Here is a 22430-nt window from a genome sequence, read left to right as displayed (position 1 = left end):
TGTCCCTGTTTAACTAGAAACATTGCCGAGCCTAGCCCTACTATCATATAATAGGGTTACAAAAGCTTTTTATGCCCTTTACAATTTCGATAAATTTTATTTGTAAATATACTATGAATAGCAGGAGGTAATCGCATGAATATGAACCAGTTGGAGACATTGCTCACGATCTCGAAAACGATGAGCTTTCGTAAAGCTGGCGAAATTCTCAACTTGACCCAACCTGCCGTTTCCGCGCAAATCAAGAGTCTAGAAGATGAATTCGGCACGATTCTCATTGATCGCAATCAGCCTGTTACTTTAACGGATAGCGGAAAGCTATTCTTGGAGCATGCTGAGAAAATGCTGCGGATCGCCAGTGACCTCAAGCAGCGCTTGACAGATTTACATCAAACACCCCAAGGTCATATCCACATCGGCACGACGACCTCGATTGCCATGCAAATTTTGCCGCGGGTGCTTTCCTATTTTCAAGACCAATTCCCCCTAATCAAAACGACCATTCACTCCATGACATCTTCCCAAATTATGAACTCTGTTGAGAATAGTCAAATTGATATCGGGCTGACTTATTTATTCGAGAAAAACCAAGCCTTAGAAACTTCCGTGCTGTACTACGACACCTTTGAGCTGATCGTCTCGACGCATCATCCACTCAGCCGGTTCGCCCACTTATCCATTGAGAAGCTGCGCAATATTCCATTCATCATGTTGTCACCGGAAACCGCCGGACGGCGTTTCGTCGATCAAGTTTTCAAAGCCTATGATGTCTCACCGCATATTGTGATGGAGCTGTCCAGCAGTGAGGAAGTGAAGCGCATGGTCGAATTAAATCTCGGCGTCGCGATCATCTCCAAGCTTTCAGTGGCTGAAGAGCTGCGGCATGGTACTTTGAAAATGGTGAAAGTAAATGAGCTGGATATTACTCATCCTGTAGGTGTAGTATATAAGTCGGGACGTTACTTAAATTCTGCGATGCAGCAGTTCCTTGCCGATCTAAAAGGGATGCCGGAAACGCAGTTTCTTGGCTCAGAATAAAATTAAACTCACTGATAAGTTTAGGAGGTATCCATGTATGAAATTCGACCTACATACTCATCATGACCGGTGCGGGCACGCTCAAGACAAGATTCGAGACTATATCGAAGCTGCCATTGCCGGCGGTTTGCAAGCGATTGGGATTTCGGACCACTCCCCCTATTTCGGAAGTCCGGAAGATCGAGCACAACCTTTAATCGCCATGGCGAAAAGCGAATTTCCCCGTTATATTGAGGAAGTGCTTCAGCTAAAAAAAGAATATGAAGGTAAAATCGATGTCCTGTTAGGCGTGGAGTCCGACTATTTTCCCGAGCACGTTGACATCTATCGCCAAGAGTATGCCAAATATCCATTCGACTACATCATTGGTTCCGTGCACTTGTCCGGTGGCGTCAGTATTTTTAATCGTAACAGATGGAAACATCTGAACGAAGCACAAAAAATCGAGCATAAAGAAGAGTACTATCGCCTTATCGCCGATTCCGCCCGTTCCGGTATGTTCAATATTCTTGGACATATCGACGCAATGAAAGGCTTTTACCCTGCTTTCTCTGACATCGCAACGCCGGCAGTAAACGAAACCTTGAAGGTTATCGGCGAGTGTGGTGTAGCCATTGAGATCAATACGTCAGGCAAAACCAAAGACGTTGGCGGCTGGTACCCTTCGCACTCGATTTTGGAGCAAGCGCTTCACTATGGCGTCGAGGTGACATTCGGATCCGATGCTCATAACCCAAGCCGTGTTGGGGATGACTGGGAAGAAGTGAGTAAAACGCTGAAAGAGATCGGCTTTAAGCATTGGGTTTATTTCAAAAACAAACAAAAACAGATTGTTCCTCTATAAGGAAGAGGCTGCCCTTCAGTAGATAGTTCTACTAGAGGGCAGCCTCTTTTATTCTGCTGCAATTGTTGCCATAAACGATAGCTTGGGCTGAAGACTCTCCTGCAGTCTGACTTGTACCTGATCGGCCGTCATGGGCTTAAAGAAATAGTAGCCTTGTATTTGGCTGCAGCCATTTGCAACCAGGAAATCGGCCTGCTCTTCCGTCTCAACCCCTTCGGCAATTATTTGCAGTTGAAACGATTTGGCGACAGAAATGATCGCTTTGATCATAGCCCGATCCTTGTCATCGGTTTGAACGCCTCGGACAAATGATTGGTCCAGCTTGATTTTGGTGACCGGGAACCTTTTTAAATAGCTCAGTGAGGAATAATGAGTGCCGAAATCGTCCACGGATATCGCAATGCCGAGCTCACGCAGACGGCCAAGAGCTTCCAACTGCTCGTCCTGCATCGCGACATTTTCCGTAATTTCCATTTCCAAATATATCGCCTCAAGGCCTGTCTCTTCTAGAATTTGAGTCACTTTATCGACAAACCGCTCATCGTTCAGCTGCTTAACGGACAGATTGACGGATATCGTCAGTGGATCTTCCAGGATGCTGTGCCAGGCTTTCATCTGCAAGCAAGCTCCCCGCAGCACCCATTCGCCGACAGCGACAATGAAGCCCATTTCTTCCGCAATCGGAATGAATTCAGATGGAGAAATGTAACCCTTGGTCGTATGATTCCAGCGCAGCAGCGCTTCAACGCCGGTGACTTTTCCTTGCAGGCAATCAACCTGCGGCTGATAGACAATCTCGAGTTCATTTCGATCCATGGACTGCCGGAGGTGGTTCCCCATTTCCAGCTTCGAAACGGAATTCATTGCCATCTGCTGATTAAAGAAGCTGTAGGAACTGCCGCTCTCTTTTTTGGCGATATACATGGCGATATCTGCGTTTTTAAGCAGTGACTCCCAGGTTAAACCTCCATGCGGATACTGCACGATCCCAATGCTCGCGCTGATGAAAAAAGAGCGGTTCGCTATCACACAAGGCGGCTTCAAGATTTCAATCAATTGTTCGCAGAAGCACTGAATGTCCTTTTCATCGGAGCAGTCTTCCAGCAGGATCGCAAACTCATCCCCGCCGAATCTGGCGAACGTATGAACGGGAAGCTCGGAGTGCTGTATCCGGTTTACAACTTCGCGCAACATGAGATCACCCATGTGGTGACCATGCGAATCATTCACCATTTTAAAGTTATCCAAGTCAAAAAACAGCACAGCCAGCGATGTATGGTTGATTTCGTTATAGACAATCTGTTCTTTCAAAATCATTTGAAAATGCGCGCGATTATGAATCCCTGTCAGCACATCATGGTAGGCCATATAAGATAGCATGTGCTCGGATTCCAGCAGCCTTTTGGTTGAGTCTTGAAGCTCCTGCTGTCCGGCTATCAGCTCCTCGTTCACCGCTGTCAAATCTTCATTGGCGAGCTGCAATTCTTGTGTGCGCTCATTCACTGCCCTGCTCAGCGTATCACGCTGCCTAACCATATAGAGGAAGAATAATAAACCGAGTACCAAAATCGTTATTAATGAGCTGCGCATCAGGAGGATCTGCTGATCGATGCTCTGTACCGCGCTGCTCTGTGGCAGCGCACCCAACTCCCATGTATGATCAGAAAGCTCAATGGTGGCTATCATAGGATGGTTAGCTTGGAAAACAGCATCATCCCCAAAAAAGGCAGGTTGCCCCGGGTTACGGATGGCAAGCTGTCCGTCTCTGGCATCCTCGTCCTTAAAACCTGCTTCGGCAAGCAGATAATCCACGTCTGCACCAACAGATACGAAGCCCCAAAAAACACCTTTTCGATAAATAGGTTTGCGTGCAATTAATCCATTCATCCCTTGCAGCAGTTCAAAAGGACCATCTATGGTCATTTTCTTGGTTTGAAGCGCGTGCAAAATTTGCTGCTGTACATTTACCCGGGGATCGTTCAAGAAATCCCAATTCGCAATGCTTTCATTTCCCTTAAGCGGAAAAACGAATTTCACTACGCCATTGGGGGCGATGATTAAATTAAGCGTAGATGCTTCTGCCCCAAGATAAAGAGAGGCTATGTAATTCAGTACTTCTTGATCTTGTTTATTTTCCAAATAGTTAGAGTTTACGTAAGCTTCCAGACTGACCATGAAATTAAAATTACGATCGATCACGGATTGCAAGGTCAAAGCCCTTGAGGATAATTTTGACTGTTCCGTTATGCTTAGCTCGTTCAATAAAGATTTCTTGTGCTTGCCGAGCACAAACTCGGAGGAAGAGACGAGTATGACGAAAACTAGAGCTATCATCGTATATTGCATCGCTTTCATTCGACACTACTCCCGTCAGCCGTAAACTTTAAATGTCATTTTTCGACATTCCCTTTCTATTATTTCATCTACGAAGTGCTATATCAATCTTTTTATTCCATTTGGAAATAGTTCACAAACAAAAAGAAACCCGGCGCGCAGCCAGGTCCTCGGGGTTCATATCCTTACTGCGTGAAAGTCCATCTTCCCCCTCTAGGTCTTGCACTTTTCACAGATAATGTGAAACAATAGATGCAAGTCATTGCCTTGTGGAGGGAAGTCCAATGAAGACTCATCTCGGATCACTCGGAAATCTGCGTCCCACCGTCAACTTCTGCAACTATTTTCAAGCTCCGGCCGGCACTTATTGGGGACCTCGCACGATTCCGGACTGTCAACTCATTCTCGTAGTTTCCGGTTCTGCCAGTTTCGAATTCGCAGGTAAATACCTGAATTTACTTCCGGGTAATTGTTTGTTCTATGGCTCCGATACGCCGCACCGTTTAGCGATTTCTTCCGATGGCCCCTCGACTTTAGGCAGCATTCATTTTAGCTGGGATTCGGCTTCAAGCGAAGCGATTCATCCGGAAGGAGCAATCATTTTACATACGAAAGAGCACTTAGTAAGACGTGCCAGAACCTATACCGTTCATGTGGAAGGACACGGGGACGTCGATATGTGGCACTTCTATGAGATCACGCAGCTGGAAGGCTTGTTTGCGCGGATCGCCAAGGAATTCGTTCACCGCGAGCCTGGCTACGGCTCTATCTCCCGCGGCTATCTCATCCAAATTCTTACCACCTTGTTGCGTTACCAAATAGACAAACGGTTTCGGGCTGCCAACGAGCATAGCAAAATTGCGGCATCGATAGAGGCGATTCAGCAGGATACCTCACGCAATTGGTCAACGCCCGAACTTGCAGCTATCAGCGGCTACCACCCTACCTATTTCGCTGAATTGTTTCGCGAAGCGACCGGGTATGCCCCAAAGCACTATTTAGTTCTGGAAAGAGTGAAACAAGCGCAGCTGCTTTTGCTGCACGAACCTTCCATTGAAGCCGTGGCGATGAAATTGGGTTACTCCAGTATTCATTATTTTTGCAGAAATTTTAAGGCGGTTACAGGATTAACCCCTACTGAATTTAAACAGCGTAATGTTGCGCTATAGGGAGTTATTTCCACAATTTGAACCTTGTTATATAATAATCCAAGGAAACTTGAACGATTGGAGATATGTTATGGAAATTATTGAAATTCCTATAGCTTTTATTGATGAAGACACGGATCAGCCCAGATATCAGTTCGATGAAGAAGCGCTGCAAGAGCTCATGAAAAGCATTGAAGAGATCGGTTTGCTCTCTCCGATTAAGGTAAGAACGGCGGGACACAACCGTTACAAAATCATCTACGGGAACCGCAGGTACAAGGCAAGTAAAATGCTCGGAAAACAAACCATGTCCTGCATTGTATCCACAGTGACGGATGAGATGGAAATTTATCTGGAGCAAATTGCGGAGAATTTGACGCGGGAAGGCTTCTCCCCGATTGAGGAAGCGGAGGCTTTCCATAAGCTGATGAATGATGCCAGATTCAGTTCCTCCATTAAATACCTCTCCAGTAAACTTGGAAAACCTGAATCCTACATCAAAAATAAATGTGATTTATTGAAATTCGGCAACGCAGTCAAAAAACTGATCGTAAGCGGTACGGAAATTCGCAAGGACAAACTGACGGAGGATCAGCTGCTGCCCCTCAAGGATCTACCGATCGAGCACCGCGATTCGCTTGCTTTGATTATTGCGAGAGACGAAATGCCGGTAAGCGACGTAAAAAAAATCGCGAAAATGTTCAAAGATAAAGATATTTCGGAAAGCACGAAAGGAAAGCTCTTGTACAAATCAGGGCACGAGCTGGTCGAAACCTGGTCTGTCTTTCAAAACAACCGCGCAGAGCGGGCCAAGCCTGCAGCTGCAAAGGCTCCTGCCAAAGCGGCGAAATCGGAGAAAGCCGCTGCTGCAAGTCATGCGCCAATGGTGGAGCATAGCAATCTGTCATCTTCGGTCGGCCAGTCCCAAGTGGCAGCGACTGCGGTATTAGCTCCTATTCAAGTCAAATTGCAGCAGCTGCTTGCTGTCGTCCAAGAGCCAAGTGAGAGTGACCTGCAGACCGATGCCGCCAAACTCGATGACACCGAAAGAGACAAGTTTCTGAACGATGTCAACACACTAGTCGAGCATTTGGAGAAACAGTTGGATGAATGGAAAAGAGTTAGAGAGCTAGCCCTTTCAAAATAGCTTTTTCGCGAAACAATGCCTTGGAAGACCGCCATACATTGGGCGGGAAAATTGAAGCGTAAGCCCAGCCGCCTCTAAGTTTTGCCGGCTGACCGCATTGTCCGGATGAACAGTGGCGTAAAGGTACAGCATGTCCTTTTCCCGAGCGCGCTGTTCTCTCCAGGCATGGAATCGCCGCTGCAGTCCTTGTCCTCTAACCGATTCGTGGACAATCGTTCCTTCCAGCGAAGCGACTCTTGGCAGTTCCGCCTCCGGCACGCCAAACTCTCGTCCGAGATTGCTGGCGCTGAACCCCGGGAATGCAATCACCGTATAGGCAACGAGCGCGTCTCCTTGATATACGCCGTACATCTCGCCTTTTTGCTCAACATATTCGTATAGGGCTTCTAAGCGGTCCGTTGAGTACAGAGCATCCGACGGCAGGCGCGAAACCACATCCATCAGTAGTGCTTGTACCTGCGGTACGTCTTGCTCCCATAGTCGTTTTATTTCCATGATGTGTGAACCTCCATTGCTTTCTGATCGTTCCTTCCCAAATCCCTATGTCTTACTTTGCAGCGCTACCCACATGGACTTGTTACGGAATTCTTCCTCTGCCCCCAGCTCCCTGCCGAACCAAGCAGGCACTTCAAAACGCTCTGCCGCTTCTAAGCTTGGAAATTCGACCTCGACCACTGCCAAATCCACTTGCTTATATTCATCGATTTCAAAACAAATCCCCTGAAATTCCACCGTCGTACGAATCTTCTCCAGCGGGATTAGACCTGTACGGTCCAGCAACTGCTTATACACAGGTTCCGAGATGCTGTATTCAATTTCTTCCCTAACCATGCCATGACCGGATTTAAACGTGTGTGTAAAATGCGATTCGCCCGAGCTGTCAACCAACTGACGCACGCGAATTTCCTGATCTTCTGAGAAAGCTAAGTATGTTTGATAAATATATTGCTTGGAAACGAGCTTCATTTCTTCATTTTCTAACTCTGTCGCAGGAAACACAGGCAATAAAAACTTTCTTTCAATCTCGGCACCCATAGGTAAAGCCCCTCTCCCAAATCAATCATGTTTTAACGCTATTTTAGCATAAAAGTGATCCGACTTCTTATGCGAGCTATTTATACAAAGCTCTGAACCTCGCCGGGGACACTTCATTCCATGCCCGAAACATTTTACCAAAATGAAATTCATCAGCAAAGCCGCAGGCAACCGCAATCGCTTTCATCGGCTCCTCCGTCAATAATAGAAGCGTTTTGGCTTTCTCGTTGCGAATTCGGTTCAAGTACTCCTTGGGAGAAATGCCCGTTTGCTGTATGAACATTTTGCGTAATTGGGAAACTGAAATATGGAAAGTCCTCGCCAGTTCCTCCATTTTGAGCTGCCGGTTGTAGCAGGTTTCCATCCAAAACTTCGCTTGCAGAAAAGCTTTCATATAGGGGTCCGCCGATGCCTGCGTATCTCTCATATAATGAAACAGCTTCGAAAGCACGTATTGAAACTCCGCCTGCCTTTCATGCGGATCGGTACTCTGGATCGACCACATTTGCTTAAATTGCTCATGAATCCAAACCGCTTGTTCCGGGGAATACAGCTTGATAAAAGGCAAGTGAAGCGTGTCTACATACACAGGCTTTTGCCAGGTTGCATGCTCATAAGGCACATCGAAAGCGTCAAATAGCAGCATCCGAATGTATAGCGGTTGGTCCACTGAGGATGACATGGTCAGCGAAAAGCCGGGCTTCAGGTAAAGAAGCGTTCCCGGCTTCACCTGGATGGGCTCCTCCTCCGGCGAATGTGAAAATTCGCCCTCCCCGCTCATAATCCAGTAAAGCGAATGAACATCCATCGTATTCCGAATATCCTTCCAGCCAGGAACAGGAAGCTTCTCATAGGTGAGACGGAGATGATAAATTCTGTGCGCTTTGATTTCCATACTGTCACCACCTGTAAAGCGATTTTGACAAATTGCAAAATACTTTGTCCATAGAAAATACTTATTCCTCCATGATACGCTTTACGAAACAGACATGAAAGGGGCTTTTCCTTTGATACGATCTTTTAACCAGCACATCCTTCGTAAGACCCGTTTGCTTGATGGATTATGGGACTTTGTCACAGATCCCGGCAATGTAGGCACTACCGAGGAATGGCACAAGAATTTCCCTTCCGATTCCCGAAAGCTCGTTGTTCCTTCCTGCTGGAATAATGAACTGGGCTTATTCGAATACATTGGCGCAGCGTGGTACCGCACCTATTTCGATACGACACAAGAAACGAATATTCGCTTGATCTTCGAGGGCATTCTTCATCATGCCGATGTTTATGTAGACGGTCTGCATCTCGGATACCACTTTGGAGGCTATACGCAGTTCATGACACTGCTTCCGCATCTCGCGCAAGGAAGGCATGAACTCATCATTCGTGTAGACAGCACGTTGGACTGGCAAACACTGCCGACTGATGTGGCGGATTGGTACTCTTACGGCGGCATCATCCGCTCTGTAGAGCTTCAGGAACTGCCTGATGTCTATATCGATACGTTGAAAATCGATTATGAACTTACTGGCGATCAAGCGGATATCCGCCTGCACGTTCAGGTAAATTCATTAAGCGACAAAGACTCTGAGATCGCTGTTAACGCTTCTACAGAAGGACTGGATTTCCCCGCTTCAACCGTGCAGCTGGCAGCGGGTCAATCTGAGACGCTGACACTTCTTGGGAGTCTCGCAAACATCCGTAAATGGGATGTCGGCGCACCCGAACTTTACACGTTCACGGTGCAAGCAGGCGAAGACGATCTTATCGACCGGACAGGCTTCCGTACGGTGAAAGTCGACAATGGCCAAATTCTTTTGAACGGGAAAAAACTTTATCTGCAAGGGGTTAACCGGCACGAGGAGCATCCGGAGTGGGGTTTTGCGTTTCCGCCTAAGCTCATGCTGAAGGATTTGGCTATTTTGCAAGATTTGGGATGCAACATCGTGCGCGGTTCGCATTATCCGCAAAGTCAGTTCTGGGTCGATTTGCTTGATGAACACGGCATGCTCCTATGGAGCGAAATTCCGATGTGGGGCTGTTTTATGAGCACGGAAACGCTGGCTAGTCCTCTCTTCGCGGAGCGCGGCGTTCAAATGCTGGATGAAATGATTACCCGCGACTATCATCATCCTTCGATCATTTTCTGGGGAGCCCATAATGAAATCGATACACGCACGACAGAGGCGCTAGAGCTTACGAAAAAGTTTGTTGGCAAAATCCGCAGCATGGATGAAAGCCGTCTAGTCACCTACGCCACCATGCACCCAGTGGAAGATATCGTCCTGTCCTACTTCGATGTCATCGGCATCAACAAATATTATGGTTGGTACGAAGGGAACGTAAACGGATTCCGCGATATGCTGCAAAATTATTATCGCAATGCCGAAGCGCAAGGCGCCGACGGCAAGCCTTTAATCATGAGCGAGTTCGGCGCGGCCGGTATTTTCGGAGACGCTGGCTGGGAGCCGCGCTTATTTAGCGAAGACTACCAGGCTGACGTCGTGCAGCAGGCACTGCAAATTTTCCGCGAGGATCCGCGCATCGTCGGTACGCTGATCTGGCACTTCGCCGACATCCGCGTCGATGTGCGCAGTGATCGCCCTTACTTCCGCGATCGCGCGCGGAGCTTCAACAACAAAGGGTTGTTGAATGAGTACCGCAAGCCTAAGCTGGCTTACCGGTTGGTGAAGGAGATTTACCGGTCTGAGCGATAGATAATAAGGGACCTGGCCTTAGTGGCTGGGTCCCTTTTGATATTTGGATGAGGAGTTGGGCTCTAACCTTATGTTTGTTTTATGAGAGTGGGAATTGCTGATGAGATTGAGGGAAAAGACAGAGGTGTAGCGAGATTCATGGAGGGAGCGTTAGATTTAGAGAGGTAGAGAGATTCATGGGGAAAGAGGCAGATAGATAGTGCAATAGATAGATAGAGGTAGCTGGATGGAGAATGAGATAGATATGGCAACTACAGGGCGCTATTTGAGTAAAATCAGCTTCTTTTGTGGTGTGAGTGGAACTACAGGCCCTTATTTGCCCATTCTGGCTATTTTTCAGCCAAAATCCGTAGGATAGAAGATCATAGTTCCCTTCGAACTATGATTTAGCTGTTTTGTTGGGAAATAGCGGACTGTAGTTCCTCTCACTGGGGGGGAGGCGTGGTGCAATTGAGGTGGATATGGCAACTAGTAGTTCCTCTCACTTGGGGAGAAGCCGCTCCCGCTTTGGCCTACCGCCTAAAAGAACTCATCCATGAGTTGATAGTACTGGACTTTTGTTTCATCCAGCTCTTTTAGACCATAAGCATTGAGAAAAGTTTGCACATGCTCACTGCCAAAGTTATACCCAATACTTCTGATCGCCAAGGCTAAATCCTGATACCGATCCGCAACCCCTGCCCTGCCCCAATCGATAAAACCGTGAACTTTTCCATCTTTGAGGATGATATTGGGTAAGCAGTAGTCGCCGTGCGTAAAGACCAAATCCTCTGTTTGGGGCTTTTTGTGCAGGAGATCATGAGCTAAATCCTCTGCCTTTAATCCATGTCTTTGCTGATCAAAATCATCTTCGTCAACAAATCCACATGCAATTCGCCTTTGTGCTTCCTCTAACTTCGTATCAAGCCTATGATCAAAAGGACACCCTTCAACCGGTATTTCATGAACAGCTCTAAGGCCATAAGCCAATTGCTGCATTAATTGTGGAAGCATCATTGAATATGACTTATCTGAGGCATTGACACCTTCGATTTCGGTCATTAGCAAGTACTCGTTGGCTTCATCCTGTCCATAATAAAAGACCTCCGGGACAGGCAGTTTGCCTTGCAACCACACCAACCGTTCTTTCTCACTCAGGAGACTTTCAACCGCGGTGAGCGATTGGATTTTTATGTATAGGTTCGATGAGGCACCTGTCAATAAGTACGTTTGGGATTGAGATAGACCGAGGGTAATTCTATGCCATGTGTACCCGTCTATCCATTGCGATAAATCCGCTGGCAGCGTCATATCTTGCATGTTGGTTCCCTCCCTTTTACAAGCTCACCGTGAATTCAATAATGCTCTTTGAACGCGCTCCATTAAGTCCGCATAATCAAAACTGTCAGGAGTTGTTGTGTCAATTTCAACAATCGTGCCACCGATGGCTAGCGGCGCAAGATGTCCGCGCAAAATCCGCTCTTTGTTCTCATCTTGCTCAATCCACTCTCTATCAGAGTGACCAGCATGCCGTTCTTTTGCCCCCATACGTGCTAGGAAACGCTTCAAGAGGACTTCCCCGTTCGTTTTGCATACGATTTGAAACGGCTCGAAATCGTAAGCATTCTGCAATTTCAGAAGCTCGGCACTTCTTAATTCTGGCCGGCCAAAAAATCCCTCCATCATCATCGATTGACCGGCTGATAACAAGGTGCTTGCAACCGAGTAAAGCATATTAAACGCTGCAGGCGCTATCAACGGAGGAATCCCATTGTTCTGGCAATCTAATGCATCATAAAGAGTCTCATAAATCCCGTCCCGCGAGAATAATGGAATACGTACATCTTGTGCAAGTCGCTTAGCTAATGTTGTCTTTCCAGTGCCAGGAAGACCATTCACAATAATGACTACTGGTTTCGACACGCAGAAGTACCTCCAATCCCTTTGGATTCGTTTTCATCCATTATAGCATCAATCATTAGACCCTTGGAAAAAACGGTCACGGTTACCTTTCCCCTCCAGCAACGAATCACGCCTCCAAACAAAAAAAGGGACCTAGCCAACGGGGCCGGGTCCAAAGTTTATATTAAAAAAGGGGGTCTTGTTTATTATAATAGCCCACTAATGTTAGAGGACTGTAACAGAAATATTCCAATTGTGTTACAAAAAAAGCGATTTCTGACGAGGCGCTATTTTGCTGGCAATTTTGTACATACTACAGAAATAAATCTTTAGGATAGGAGCATGTTTGGTGAACAAAAACAAGAACAAGCACAATAGCACGAACGGAAACATCCAAGAAGCCATAGTGGAACAAATCAAACAGCAGGCTGTGCCTTTAACCACCCCGCAAGATCTGGATGCCCTTCTCGAAGCTATCGGAGATAAAAAATATGTACTCCTGGGTGAGGCAACGCACGGAACATCCGAGTTCTATACGCTGCGCACTGAGCTAACCCGCAAACTTATAGAAACGAAAGGCTTTTCGTTTATTGCCGTCGAAGGCGACTGGCCCTCCTGCTATGAAGTCAACCGTTATGTGAAGCAGTACAAGGATGCAAAACCAAACACACGCGAAGTGCTGGAAGGTTTTAACCGCTGGCCTACATGGATGTGGGCCAACGAAGAGGTTGGAGCGCTTGTCGATTGGCTCAAACAGCATAATGCAGATAAGCCCATCGAACAAAGAGTCGGCTTCTATGGGTTGGACGTCTACAGCTTATGGGAGTCGTTAGATGAAATCGAACGCTATTTGCAGGAGAAAGGCACGCCTGAGCAGCTCGCTTTAGCGCGCTCAGCCTTTGAATGTTTTGACTCCTACGACAAGGAAGGTCAAAACTATGGTGTGTCCGCGGCTTTCTACGGCGAAAGCTGCAAAGACGAGGTCGTGAAGCTGTTGAAGGAGCTTCACGCGAAGCGAGTGCGGTACGACGAAGACAGCGAAGCGGCCCTTAGCGCGGAACTCAACGCGCTTGTTGCCGTGAACGCAGAGGACTACTACCGCACCATGGTCCGCCACGACGCGGAATCGTGGAACATCCGCGACCGGCACATGACCGAGGCGCTGCGCCGCCTCGCACAGCACCATGGCCCAGACGCCAAGGTCATCGTCTGGGAACACAACACGCACATCGGCGATGCGCGTGCAACAGATATGCAGGCCGACGGCATGGTCAACGTCGGCCAGCTCGTGCGCGAAGCGCACGGCGAAGCCGATGTGTTCGCCATCGGCTTCGGCACTTACCGCGGCACGGTCATTGCCGCGAAAGCTTGGGGCGAGCCGGTGGCGACGATGCAAGTGCCCGCTGCCCAACCGGGCAGCTGGGAGGAGCTCATGCACCGCGCCGGCGCGCACGATCAGATCCTCCTGCTGCGCAAGGAGGATCCGGTTCTTGGGCACGAGGTGCTCGGGCACCGTGCCATTGGGGTCGTGTACCGCCCAGCGTATGAGCGAGGGAACTACGTTCCCTCGGTGATGGCCCGGCGGTACGACGCCTTCGTGCATGTGGACGAAAGCCATGCGCTTCGTCCACTAACGATAGAAAAAGTGCTTGTGTGAACTCACACAAGCACTTTTTCGTAGCCTCCCCAGCTTATTGCCCAGGAAATTCTGAACTCTCGACAATATATGGTAAAATAATAAAACTAATAACGTTGATCCCTTAGGAGTTTTTTTATGATTCGTTCACTTGCGATTACAACCGATTTTACCGTGCTTCACGATATTCCCCTAAAACAATTGGATGACGCCAACATCAAGTGGTATTGGGTTGACTTCCATAATCCCAGCGAAGAGGAAGCGCTGCATCTGAAAGACCATTTCCACTTCCACCCGCTGGCCATCGAGGACTGCTTCTATTTGCTGCAAAGACCGAAAATGGATCATTACGACGATAATGTCCATTTTTTTGTTATGCACGCCATGAACGCCAAAACGCTGGATGCGGAAGAGGTGGATATGTTTCTGGGGAAAAATTTTATTGTTACTTTTCATTTGCATGATTCCAGAGAAATTGAGGATGCATGGTGCCGTCTGTCCGAGCAGGAAAACTTGCGAAGCGAAGGCCATATTTATGCCGCCTACTTAGTGCTGGATAATCTGGTAGACCAATATTTCCCCAGCGTCTACCAATTAGAGGATCAGCTGGATGAAATCGAAAACAATGTGCACTCCGAGTCCATTGAGGTGCTCATGAATGACATTTTTGAAATCCGCTCCAAATTGTTAAAAATACGCCGTACCATCGTGCCGATGCGGGATCTTCTGTACAGGGTCATCAATACGGAGCGGATTGAGCAATTCCGCGGGCACATTGTCTTTTTCACGGACATTCACGATCATTTGCTTAAGCTTTCCGAGATGATTGAATCCAACCGGGATATGACCGCCGATATGCGGGACAGCTATATCTCCTTAAATTCCAACCGGATGAACACGATTATGAAAACGTTGACGGTCATTACCACGATTTTCATGCCCTTGACGTTTATTGCCGGATTGTACGGCATGAATTTTGCCTATATGCCAGAACTGCAGTGGCACTGGGGGTATTTCGCCATTCTCATCATCATGTTCGGCATCGGCCTCGGCATGTTCGTCTGGTTCTGGAAAAAGGGCTGGTTTAAGTAGCTTTAAACAACAGCCGGTACCTGATGGTGCCGGTGTTTTGGGGCGTTCACGTCCGTTCATATTTCTTTTCTAAGCTTCAGAAGTAACGCAAGCCTCTATCCGGCGTACCAAAACAGTGCATATTCCGTCATCACAGAAGCGTGCCCCATTTGGCGCAGCATTGCGGTTATATTTCCTCGGTGATAGGTACCGTGATTAACCACTTGAAGAAGCATTTCCGCAAGGCTCGTATCCCGAACCCCTGCATAAGGATTATCCAACACAATCGTTTCCTCCAAAGTTGCTTGTGTATCCAGGAACGCTCTAAACCGTTCTGACAATTGGATGTACATTGTTTCTATTTCCTCTATGCTCTTGGACTCGGCATCCGCTGTCAGCTGGACCGAATCCGCCATAGCTTCATTCATGCTTTTACCGTTCATCATATCTAACCAACCGGAATCCACAACATAAATGTGAGCGATGACCTTCAACACAGTAGGAAAAACACTTTGAATCTCCCTTGTGCAGATGTCTTCGCCAAGCTTTTTTAAATGAGTCAGCATCGTTTGGTTTGCCCATACATGGAAATCGTACATGTTCCGTACTTGCTCAGTCATAAGTATCTCTCCCTTGGCTCAATGTCATTTTCATTGTTACCTTCATCATACAGGAGATACCCTGACAGCGTGCTGTCAGTTGCCCTTGGCGTTTGCAAACCGATGCATGCCAAAATCATTGATTGTTGAGTTTAAAATCGCATTTCTCAGCGGATGCAGGTTTGGCGTAAATCTAACTTCGATGTTAAGCAGCATGAGGCGATTCAGGAGGTCAGTAAGCGGTTCAACTTCTTGCGGAATGATGGTCTGAGGGGAAATGTAGTATCCGGCGCAGGCATCGAACAATTGAAATGTATCGCTCGGCATTTTATATCGATACAGCGTTGTGCGCTTTATTCGTTCGTACCAGTCTGTTTCAACCGTTACGATAATATCGGAGGATGTTAGGCCAAAAAACTTCTCATGATCCTCGTCGGACATTTCGTTCGTTCTCGTATATACAATGCGCGGACAATCTCTTGGAAAATAAAAGGTAAACGCATGAACGTCATCAATCGCCCAGACAACAGGAGGCATATTCTTTCGATTTTCTTTCACTCTAGGCACAAACACTTCAATTCCATTTTCCTCGCTAAAATGAAATAAGTTCATGGGATTGCTCCTTTTTCACTATATAATTTAGCGTCAAATTGTTTCATTTTTCCTGCCCCAGAATTTCGTGATAGACTAGGAAGTATCCTGCTTTCCTATGTCATATGGCTAGGCTGCGGATAAAAAACATAGGATGCCTAAGGGATGGTGATGGCAAAATGTCCGGGATTAAACCAAACATGGATACCAGATCAGCCGAAGCTTTTTTGTCGCAGTTTTTGAACAGTCCTGTTACCGATGTAAGGCCGATTGACCAAGGCGAAGTGAGCAAAGTGTTCAGCTACAATCTGCTGGATGAGGAATTTATCATTCATTTTAACAGCGGCCGGGAGGGTTTTGTGAGAGAACAGTATGTGCATGAAAAGTTCTCCCCCCAAGGCATACCTGTTCCGCGTGTTGTGGAGATCGGCCGAGCGAACGAAGCCTTATGCTTTTCCATTGCCGAAAAAGTGCCGGGCCGTACCATTATTTCCTATCCGGAAGCCGAAATCAAGCAGATTCTTCCTGACCTCGTCCAGCAATTCACGAAAATGAATGAAGCAAAGCTTGGCCAAACCAAAGGGTATGGATGGATTCAACCTTCAGGAGACGGCTCGCACGAGAGCTGGCCTGAATTTCTGGCTTCGTTCTTTCGGGAAGAGCAGACTGGCTTCTGGCATGGCTGGTATGCGCTTTTTGAGGAAAGCTTCTTGGAGAGGGATGTTTTTCAGCGTTTATACGGCATCATGATGGAGCTGTCGACATATTCTCCGCAGCAGCGATATCTCGTGCACGGCGATTTTCATTTGGGGAACATGCTGACGGACGGGCATAGTGTTACAGGCATTGTCGACTGGGAGATGGCCTTTTACGGCGACTTCGTGTTCGACTTGGCAACACAGCATCTGTGGACCCCGCAGCTGCAATTTCCAGAATTGGTGCGCAGCACTTGGGCTGTTGAGGGATGGGACATATCATATTTCGAGGAGCGATTGCGATGTGCTCTTCTTTTCAAAGGCATAGACGGCCTCCGGTTCTACGCTAAAAAAGGGGATCGGAACGCTTACGATAGTGTGAAGACGGAGCTTTTGCGGTTAGTGGATTGAAAGAAACGAGGATATAGCAAAAAATCCGAGCTTGGGGTCCCCCAATGCTCGGATTTTTTTAATTCTCTGCTATACTTCTTTCTTCACCCCTGATCAATGAAGATCCTTAAGTTGTTTTTCAGTCATTGTCAAGCCTGCAAGCGTAAAAGAATCTGCATTGGTTGCAAAAGTATTTGCAATCACATTCATGTGGGCAGGAAGAATAAGACGAATTTCATAATGGAAAGGCGTTACATTTTGATTAAAGCTCATAAGCGTATTCGGCAGCATAAGCACTGACTGGTTCATGAGAATAACCGGGCTTCCTGAATTCCAATCAATAACCAGAACTGTCACTTCAGTTGTTCTAACTGGCTCCATGTTTGCGACTTCAATATGTGCAGCAGTTTGGCCAACAACTGTATTTAATACACCTGTCGTTAAGATTCTCTTATGGTTGATATGGTGCAAGTGCATTTGATTCCCCCCTCTCACTCGGTTGATGAGGACCTATTAATCTCTTATTGAGGTCCATAGAATAATATATTCTAGTAAAACAACTCTGGTACGAGACAAACTCACAATAAGATTAGTGGAAAAAAATGTAATGAATCTTAAATAAAACACCCTTTATTACTAGTTTTTTAGGTGAACTGATTGTCAACTCTCTTAACTATTGAATATTTTATAGTATGCAACTTTTAGGAGGGGATCACTCATGGCAAATGTCATTCAGCTTGAAGATCGAAAAACGGCTAAATTAGCTTTGAAAATTCTTGCAATTGCCAAATCCATCTATGAAGAAGTCTCATCGCTTTGTGAAGCTATACGCGTGGAGGAATCCGAATTTATTGCCAAAGAGATAGGAGCGCTCATTGAGCTTGCCTACGAGCAATTGGGTATTGAACACTCCGAACATGTTCAAGACCTTTTATACAATTACCTGGATGATGAATTACTGTTGGATGAATTTGTAGCGTTGGCTAGGCAAAAGAAAACCGACGATGCTGAAGAAAGTCAACACGACTGAATGAACATAGAAGCCCCCTTCGATCCTATAAGAAGTTCCAATCATGCTTCGTTCTGGAATTCAAATATGGACAAGGAGGCTTCTTTCTGTTTTTCTACAAACTTACTTTAATAATCGACAACTGCTTAGATTTCACAGTCCCACGAAGGAGATCATATCCATCTAACTGTACTACTTGCACAGGAAGATTATCCCACAGTTCCACAACAGCAGTGATTTCCGAGTTTGCGCATTTCAGCAAGTCTCCGTGAATCTCTTCACTCGTGTCGTTAAAGACCGAGTAGATGACGCTCTTGCCATCGTCGGACGGGAAGGCGTTGCAATATAATCCACTCTGTAGCATCGGATATAGCGGGATTGGACTTGAGCCCTGGTAGTTGGCTTTATGCTCACGCCATATATGTTTCCACTTCTTAATCGCTTCCTGCTGAAGCTTATTATAGGGCAGCCAGCTGCCGAAAACATCCTGCCAGATCAGTATCCCGGTGCCATTAAAGATGGCCCGTTTGATGAGCAAGTCCTTGCGGATGCCAACATGCCAGCGAGAAATAATCGGCGAAAAATGCTCAGTCATCACATAGCGGAAGATATCGGTCTCCGGCATCGATTCTTTATTCTTGAACTGGTTCCACGAACCTGTAATGATTTCAATTTGATGCTTCTTTTTCGGGCGCCCCTCGGAGCAGAAAACGAAGTCTGGTTTGATGTCATGGACGGCATCGCGGAAACTATCGGGAACACTGTCCATGGTGTCTAGGAACACACCGTCGATATTCGTTTCTCTCACAATCTCCACGATGCTCAGGGTAGATTGCTTCACAGACTCGTCAAAGCCGATATCCCACGGTTTGAAAGGCAGGAATACCTTGACGCCGCGCTGGTGAAATTGCTCCACCGTGTTTTTCAATCCGGGCATCCCTCCCGGAAACTCCCCGAAAAACTCCCACTGATTTCTGCCGTCTACACCAAGCCGCGGATATTGATGCCAAAGCAGCAAGGAATCGTAGCCTCCGAAGGCTTCTCCTTGCTGTAATAGACGTTCCACGTCAATCTGGTTCTTTTCAAAATCATAAACTTCCTTGCTGAATATATATGTAAAATGCTGCAGAAACGTATCTTTATACCATTTCAACTCCGGCCGCTCATACTCTTTAAAGGAAATCGGCTTGCGGGCATTTTGCCTCCAGCTGTTGAAGAACTCAACCCAGCCGCGCTCAATCGCCGAGAATTTGATTTCCATCACATCCGCCGGCACCGGATCAGGACGAAGCAGCAATCGGTGATGCTGAAGCTCCACAAGAGAGGTCATTTGTTTCAATTCCATGTTGCGGTTTTGCACCCAAATGAACCAATGCTCGTTTAAATTGGGGAATTCCAAGCTAAAGCCATGCTGCTGATTGGGATGGAAAATGCCAAGGGGCATCGTAAATTCAACATGCATCTGCATAATGCTGCTGCCATCTCGTTTAGCTTGAGGATTAGACGGAAAATAGTAATGGTTCGGCTGCTCTTCATCCAATCTAAGGTTCGCAAGGAATGGCATGTGTAAGTAAACTTCCTTCGGCCCCCATTCGTCCCAGTTGGCGCCAAGCTGGATCAGGTATCGAATCGATTGATCCTCCAGATGATGAAGAAAGATGACTTTAGCCAGCAGCTGATCTTGCCCGCACTGAATCGATAATGACACGGACACTAGTTCTTCCGTCTGATCGCCTCCCGATTCAATCACCGTAATGTGCCACTTGCTGCAAGGAAGGATGTGCCCTCCTTCAAGCTCCATCGTGAACAGCTCAGCTTCTTCAGCTGACAATTCTGCGCGTTGCGGGATAGCGCCGTGAATCACCTGATGCAATACCAGATGGCCGTCATGTTTGATGGCAAACCCCATCTTCTCATTTTTAATCGTCGTTATGTTCGTCACTTTATCGACCAGAATCATCGTGCCACCTCGTATACGCAGCGGAAACCAACGGTTTCGCAGCGGTTTAACCCTTCATTCAGCAGTTGGAATTTCAGATGATAATCCGCCCTATGTGGACCGCCTTCCGCATGCCATGTATGTGGAGCTTTGTAGTAAGAGCCTCCGCGTAAAAAGGTGAATTTGTGCTGCGCATCGTTTATAGTGTCATCCATCCACTCCCACGTGTTGCCTGATAGGTCAACACAGCCGTACGGGCTAACACTTGCGGAAAACGCATCGACCGGCATCGTATCGAATCCGGAGGAGTGGCACTTATCGGCGTTATATTGATCGCCCCACGGCCATTTCCATTTCTGGCTGCCTCCCGCCGCGAGCTGCCATTCCGTCTCTTTCGGAAGTCTTCCGCCTTTCCATTCGGCATAAGCTCTTGCATCTTTCTGGCTGACCCAAACGACAGGATGATTCTCCTTGCCGTGAGGGATCCCGCTTTCTTTCCAATGCTTTATGAAATTGTGACTGTCCTCTGGATAATAGCCGCTCTCATCAAGAAACTGCTTGTATTGCTTATTCGTAACAGGGTATTTGTCTATGCTGAAAGCCTGTACCGTAACCAGAAATGGGCCGTGATGACACTGGCAATCCCCTTCCATTATGCGATGTTGAACACGATAAATGTACGTCGTTTCAGGAATGAACACCCGATTTTCATCTCCCGCACGAAATGCCTGTGTTTCCATTGCGTTCACCTCTCTATGCATTAGTAAAAAGTGGGGCTTTCGCCCCACTCGCAGTCAATTATTTATTTGATCGTTTTGTTCGCGTATTCCGTCATTTCTTTACCGCCTGCTGCATTCCACTCTTGTACAAACTTATCAAAATCTGCCGCGCTTTTCTTGCCGGTTACGAGATCTGCCGCAAACTCTCTGTACTTGGCAGCGGAAGCGTCCCACTTGGATGCCAGCTCAGCAGGAATCACAAAGCTGTTGTCTTTCGTCGACATGGAAGCGAACATTTGCAGAGATTTGCTTGCTGGCTCAGAGAAATATGGTGTCGACGGATCAAACTCTTTATCCGGTTTGAAGTTGACTGTGGACTCAACAAAATGCGGGAACCATGCTGCAAATTTGTCCGTTAGCTTGATTTTGTTATTCACGATTTGATATTCGTCGCCTTCTACGCCAAGCTTATCCAGCATTTGACCTTTTTGTCCCGCCATATATTCCAATACGGCAAAGGCCATGTCTTTATTCTTGGATGTCTTGGCGATGGCGAAACCGCGGCTTTCCTTACTGATATCAACCGGAGTATAACCTTGAGCTTTACCTTTAGCTGGCGGCAGTGTCATGACCTTGGCAGCTGCGCCATTTTGACCCACAGATTTGTTATTGTAGATGTCGATTACCTTGCCCTGCGTACCAGCCATGACAGCCGCTTGGCCGTCATAGAAAGCTTTCTCTTTCGTGTCCCATTTCTTGGTCAGGAACTCAGGATCCAGCAGGCCATCTTTATACATTTTTGCGTAGAAAAGGAGTTTATCTTTTTCGAACTGCGTTGTTTTACCGTAGGTGTATTTACCGTCAGCCCCCTTGATCCATGTGGATGTCAGCCCGAAGGATTGTCCAAACATGACGTCGAGCTCATCCAGTGTCCCAGCTGTCGTATAGGCGTATTTCGCGCCGCTTTTTTCCTTCAATTCTTTAAAGAAGGTATAGTAGTTGTCACTTGTCGGATTCGCAAGCAGTTCTTTGCCTGATGCTGTTTTATCAAACCAGTCCTGACGTACGACAGGCACAGCGCTATTCGGAGGTGACAGCCACAGCAGGTACGGATAGTTCTTCATTCTTTCTTGGTTATAAACGTTCATCGATGCCTTCACATTGGTTGATTTATCGATGAAAGGCGTCAAATCTTCCAGAATTTTCTGTGTAACGGCAAACTGGTAGTCGCCGCCTTGGAAGTAAATGAGGTCAGGGATATTACCGCTTTGCAGAAGCAAGCCTAGTTTCTCCGAATAGGTTCCGCTTTGCACAGGGACCACTTTCAGCTTAATATTTTTCCCTTCCGCCTTCATTCCTTCTTCGATGCCCTTTATTAGCTTCTGAACACCAGGGTCATCTCCCAATAAATCTTTGGCTACAATGGAGAGCGTAACCGGTTCTTTATTCGCATCCCCTGCCGTTGTTGCCGCTGGTGCAGACGTTGGAGCAGGCGTGCCGCTGGAAGACTTGCCACCACTGCTGGAACATGCGGTTGTAACAACCATTAAAGCTGTGACCATCATGAGAAGCGTTTTTTTCATACTATTTCCTCCCTTTTTTTATCTATCTATTATTCTTTGAAGCCGCCTTCCATTACT

General features: G+C 47.0%; 21 protein-coding genes. 9 read left to right on the top strand and 12 right to left on the bottom strand.

Annotated elements, in window-relative coordinates:
- The first annotated feature begins 135 nt into the window (after nt 1-135).
- Together J2Z65_RS29550 and J2Z65_RS29545 are read left to right on the top strand one after the other, a co-directional pair.
- Nucleotides 136-1038, top strand: a complete 903-nt coding sequence (locus J2Z65_RS29550) for a LysR family transcriptional regulator (RefSeq protein WP_167068345.1) — start codon at nt 136-138, stop codon at nt 1036-1038.
- Between the two features lie 37 nt (nt 1039-1075).
- Nucleotides 1076-1882, top strand: coding sequence for a histidinol-phosphatase (locus J2Z65_RS29545; RefSeq protein WP_167068343.1), 807 nt, complete (start codon nt 1076-1078; stop codon nt 1880-1882).
- Nucleotides 1883-1930: 48 nt separating this feature from the next.
- Here the strand turns inward: J2Z65_RS29545 and J2Z65_RS29540 are convergent, their stop codons facing one another.
- Nucleotides 1931-4237 carry a putative bifunctional diguanylate cyclase/phosphodiesterase gene (locus J2Z65_RS29540; RefSeq protein WP_167068341.1) on the bottom strand — a complete coding sequence of 769 codons (2307 nt, stop codon included), beginning with the start codon at nt 4235-4237 and terminating at the stop codon, nt 1931-1933.
- A gap of 263 nt (nt 4238-4500) precedes the next feature.
- Between J2Z65_RS29540 and J2Z65_RS29535 the strand changes: the two genes are divergently transcribed.
- Nucleotides 4501-5385: a helix-turn-helix domain-containing protein gene (locus tag J2Z65_RS29535; RefSeq protein WP_167068339.1), complete on the top strand. Its 885-nt coding sequence runs from the start codon at nt 4501-4503 to the stop codon at nt 5383-5385.
- Between the two features lie 70 nt (nt 5386-5455).
- Complete coding sequence (locus J2Z65_RS29530; RefSeq protein WP_167068338.1) at nt 5456-6511, top strand: ParB/RepB/Spo0J family partition protein; 1056 nt, start codon at nt 5456-5458, stop codon at nt 6509-6511.
- Here J2Z65_RS29530 and J2Z65_RS29525 read toward each other — a convergent pair.
- From J2Z65_RS29525 to J2Z65_RS29515, 3 genes are all read right to left on the bottom strand, one after another.
- Nucleotides 6503-7006: a GNAT family N-acetyltransferase gene (locus tag J2Z65_RS29525; protein WP_167068336.1), complete on the bottom strand. Its 504-nt coding sequence runs from the start codon at nt 7004-7006 to the stop codon at nt 6503-6505. The two genes, J2Z65_RS29530 and J2Z65_RS29525, sit on opposite strands and share 9 nt — an antisense overlap.
- 45 nt (nt 7007-7051) lie before the next feature.
- The gene (locus tag J2Z65_RS29520) at nt 7052-7546 is read right to left on the bottom strand and encodes a CYTH domain-containing protein (protein ID WP_167068334.1); all 495 of its coding nucleotides are present in this window, start codon (nt 7544-7546) and stop codon (nt 7052-7054) included.
- A 76-nt stretch (nt 7547-7622) separates the two neighbouring features.
- On the bottom strand, nt 7623-8441 hold the full coding sequence (locus tag J2Z65_RS29515) for a helix-turn-helix transcriptional regulator (RefSeq protein ID WP_167068332.1): 819 nt from the start codon (nt 8439-8441) through the stop codon (nt 7623-7625).
- A gap of 112 nt (nt 8442-8553) precedes the next feature.
- Here J2Z65_RS29515 and J2Z65_RS29510 point away from each other — a divergent pair, with 112 nt between their 5' ends.
- Nucleotides 8554-10260 (top strand): glycoside hydrolase family 2 protein, encoded by a 1707-nt coding sequence (locus J2Z65_RS29510; protein WP_167068331.1) that lies wholly within the window; start codon nt 8554-8556, stop codon nt 10258-10260.
- 519 nt (nt 10261-10779) lie between these two features.
- Here the strand turns inward: J2Z65_RS29510 and J2Z65_RS29505 are convergent.
- Both J2Z65_RS29505 and J2Z65_RS29500 read right to left on the bottom strand, forming a co-directional pair.
- Nucleotides 10780-11559 carry an APH(3') family aminoglycoside O-phosphotransferase gene (locus tag J2Z65_RS29505; protein ID WP_167068329.1) on the bottom strand — a complete coding sequence of 260 codons (780 nt, stop codon included), beginning with the start codon at nt 11557-11559 and terminating at the stop codon, nt 10780-10782.
- A 24-nt stretch (nt 11560-11583) separates the two neighbouring features.
- Entirely contained in the window at nt 11584-12162 is a 579-nt protein-coding gene (locus J2Z65_RS29500; RefSeq protein ID WP_167068327.1) for an AAA family ATPase, read from the bottom strand.
- Between the two features lie 328 nt (nt 12163-12490).
- Between J2Z65_RS29500 and J2Z65_RS29495 the strand changes: the two genes are divergently transcribed.
- The gene (locus J2Z65_RS29495; protein WP_338111825.1) at nt 12491-13798 is read left to right on the top strand and encodes an erythromycin esterase family protein; all 1308 of its coding nucleotides are present in this window, start codon (nt 12491-12493) and stop codon (nt 13796-13798) included.
- Between the two features lie 117 nt (nt 13799-13915).
- On the top strand, nt 13916-14869 hold the full coding sequence (gene corA, locus J2Z65_RS29490) for a magnesium/cobalt transporter CorA (RefSeq protein WP_167068325.1): 954 nt from the start codon (nt 13916-13918) through the stop codon (nt 14867-14869).
- 95 nt (nt 14870-14964) lie between these two features.
- On the opposite strand, the gene J2Z65_RS29485 is transcribed toward corA, so the two are convergent.
- Complete coding sequence (locus J2Z65_RS29485; RefSeq protein WP_167068323.1) at nt 14965-15468, bottom strand: DinB family protein; 504 nt, start codon at nt 15466-15468, stop codon at nt 14965-14967.
- A gap of 75 nt (nt 15469-15543) precedes the next feature.
- Entirely contained in the window at nt 15544-16059 is a 516-nt protein-coding gene (locus J2Z65_RS29480; protein ID WP_167068321.1) for a DUF6886 family protein, read from the bottom strand.
- Nucleotides 16060-16238: 179 nt separating this feature from the next.
- Between J2Z65_RS29480 and J2Z65_RS29475 the strand changes: the two genes are divergently transcribed.
- On the top strand, nt 16239-17144 hold the full coding sequence (locus J2Z65_RS29475; protein WP_167068319.1) for a phosphotransferase family protein: 906 nt from the start codon (nt 16239-16241) through the stop codon (nt 17142-17144).
- A gap of 93 nt (nt 17145-17237) precedes the next feature.
- On the opposite strand, the gene J2Z65_RS29470 is transcribed toward J2Z65_RS29475, so the two are convergent.
- Entirely contained in the window at nt 17238-17600 is a 363-nt protein-coding gene (locus J2Z65_RS29470; RefSeq protein WP_167068317.1) for a hypothetical protein, read from the bottom strand.
- A 241-nt stretch (nt 17601-17841) separates the two neighbouring features.
- Here J2Z65_RS29470 and J2Z65_RS29465 point away from each other — a divergent pair, with 241 nt between their 5' ends.
- Nucleotides 17842-18153 (top strand): hypothetical protein, encoded by a 312-nt coding sequence (locus J2Z65_RS29465; RefSeq protein ID WP_167068315.1) that lies wholly within the window; start codon nt 17842-17844, stop codon nt 18151-18153.
- Nucleotides 18154-18247: 94 nt separating this feature from the next.
- Here J2Z65_RS29465 and J2Z65_RS29460 read toward each other — a convergent pair whose 3' ends face one another.
- The 3 genes from J2Z65_RS29460 to J2Z65_RS29450 all read right to left on the bottom strand — a co-directional run bounded on the left by J2Z65_RS29460 (nt 18248) and on the right by J2Z65_RS29450 (nt 22373).
- Complete coding sequence (locus J2Z65_RS29460) at nt 18248-20092, bottom strand: hypothetical protein (RefSeq protein ID WP_167068312.1); 1845 nt, start codon at nt 20090-20092, stop codon at nt 18248-18250.
- Nucleotides 20089-20811: a formylglycine-generating enzyme family protein gene (locus tag J2Z65_RS29455; RefSeq protein WP_167068309.1), complete on the bottom strand. Its 723-nt coding sequence runs from the start codon at nt 20809-20811 to the stop codon at nt 20089-20091. The genes J2Z65_RS29460 and J2Z65_RS29455 overlap by 4 nt, the downstream gene beginning before the upstream one ends.
- Nucleotides 20812-20873: 62 nt before the next feature.
- Nucleotides 20874-22373: an extracellular solute-binding protein gene (locus tag J2Z65_RS29450; protein ID WP_167068306.1), complete on the bottom strand. Its 1500-nt coding sequence runs from the start codon at nt 22371-22373 to the stop codon at nt 20874-20876.
- Nucleotides 22374-22430: the final 57 nt, after the last annotated feature.

Source organism: Paenibacillus aceris, from assembly GCF_017874035.1.
In the GTDB taxonomy this organism is placed as follows: domain Bacteria; phylum Bacillota; class Bacilli; order Paenibacillales; family NBRC-103111; genus Paenibacillus_E; species Paenibacillus_E aceris.
The sequence above is the reverse complement of the archived record's forward strand: the minus strand, read 5'-3'. Positions and strand labels throughout refer to the sequence as shown.

Bases quoted from the DNA above. Each gene is read 5' to 3' on its own strand.
- J2Z65_RS29550 (WP_167068345.1), top strand. From the start codon at position 136: ATGAATATGAACCAGTTGGAGACATTGCTCACGATCTCGAAAACGATG.
- J2Z65_RS29545 (WP_167068343.1), top strand. From the start codon at position 1,076: ATGAAATTCGACCTACATACTCATCATGACCGGTGCGGGCACGCTCAA.
- J2Z65_RS29540 (WP_167068341.1), bottom strand. From the start codon at position 4,237: ATGAAAGCGATGCAATATACGATGATAGCTCTAGTTTTCGTCATACTC.
- J2Z65_RS29535 (WP_167068339.1), top strand. From the start codon at position 4,501: ATGAAGACTCATCTCGGATCACTCGGAAATCTGCGTCCCACCGTCAAC.
- J2Z65_RS29530 (WP_167068338.1), top strand. From the start codon at position 5,456: ATGGAAATTATTGAAATTCCTATAGCTTTTATTGATGAAGACACGGAT.
- J2Z65_RS29525 (WP_167068336.1), bottom strand. From the start codon at position 7,006: ATGGAAATAAAACGACTATGGGAGCAAGACGTACCGCAGGTACAAGCA.
- J2Z65_RS29520 (WP_167068334.1), bottom strand. From the start codon at position 7,546: ATGGGTGCCGAGATTGAAAGAAAGTTTTTATTGCCTGTGTTTCCTGCG.
- J2Z65_RS29515 (WP_167068332.1), bottom strand. From the start codon at position 8,441: ATGGAAATCAAAGCGCACAGAATTTATCATCTCCGTCTCACCTATGAG.
- J2Z65_RS29505 (WP_167068329.1), bottom strand. From the start codon at position 11,559: ATGCAAGATATGACGCTGCCAGCGGATTTATCGCAATGGATAGACGGG.
- corA (WP_167068325.1), top strand. From the start codon at position 13,916: ATGATTCGTTCACTTGCGATTACAACCGATTTTACCGTGCTTCACGAT.
- J2Z65_RS29485 (WP_167068323.1), bottom strand. From the start codon at position 15,468: ATGACTGAGCAAGTACGGAACATGTACGATTTCCATGTATGGGCAAAC.
- J2Z65_RS29480 (WP_167068321.1), bottom strand. From the start codon at position 16,059: ATGAACTTATTTCATTTTAGCGAGGAAAATGGAATTGAAGTGTTTGTG.
- J2Z65_RS29475 (WP_167068319.1), top strand. From the start codon at position 16,239: ATGGATACCAGATCAGCCGAAGCTTTTTTGTCGCAGTTTTTGAACAGT.
- J2Z65_RS29470 (WP_167068317.1), bottom strand. From the start codon at position 17,600: ATGCACTTGCACCATATCAACCATAAGAGAATCTTAACGACAGGTGTA.
- J2Z65_RS29465 (WP_167068315.1), top strand. From the start codon at position 17,842: ATGGCAAATGTCATTCAGCTTGAAGATCGAAAAACGGCTAAATTAGCT.
- J2Z65_RS29460 (WP_167068312.1), bottom strand. From the start codon at position 20,092: ATGATTCTGGTCGATAAAGTGACGAACATAACGACGATTAAAAATGAG.
- J2Z65_RS29455 (WP_167068309.1), bottom strand. From the start codon at position 20,811: ATGGAAACACAGGCATTTCGTGCGGGAGATGAAAATCGGGTGTTCATT.
- J2Z65_RS29450 (WP_167068306.1), bottom strand. From the start codon at position 22,373: ATGAAAAAAACGCTTCTCATGATGGTCACAGCTTTAATGGTTGTTACA.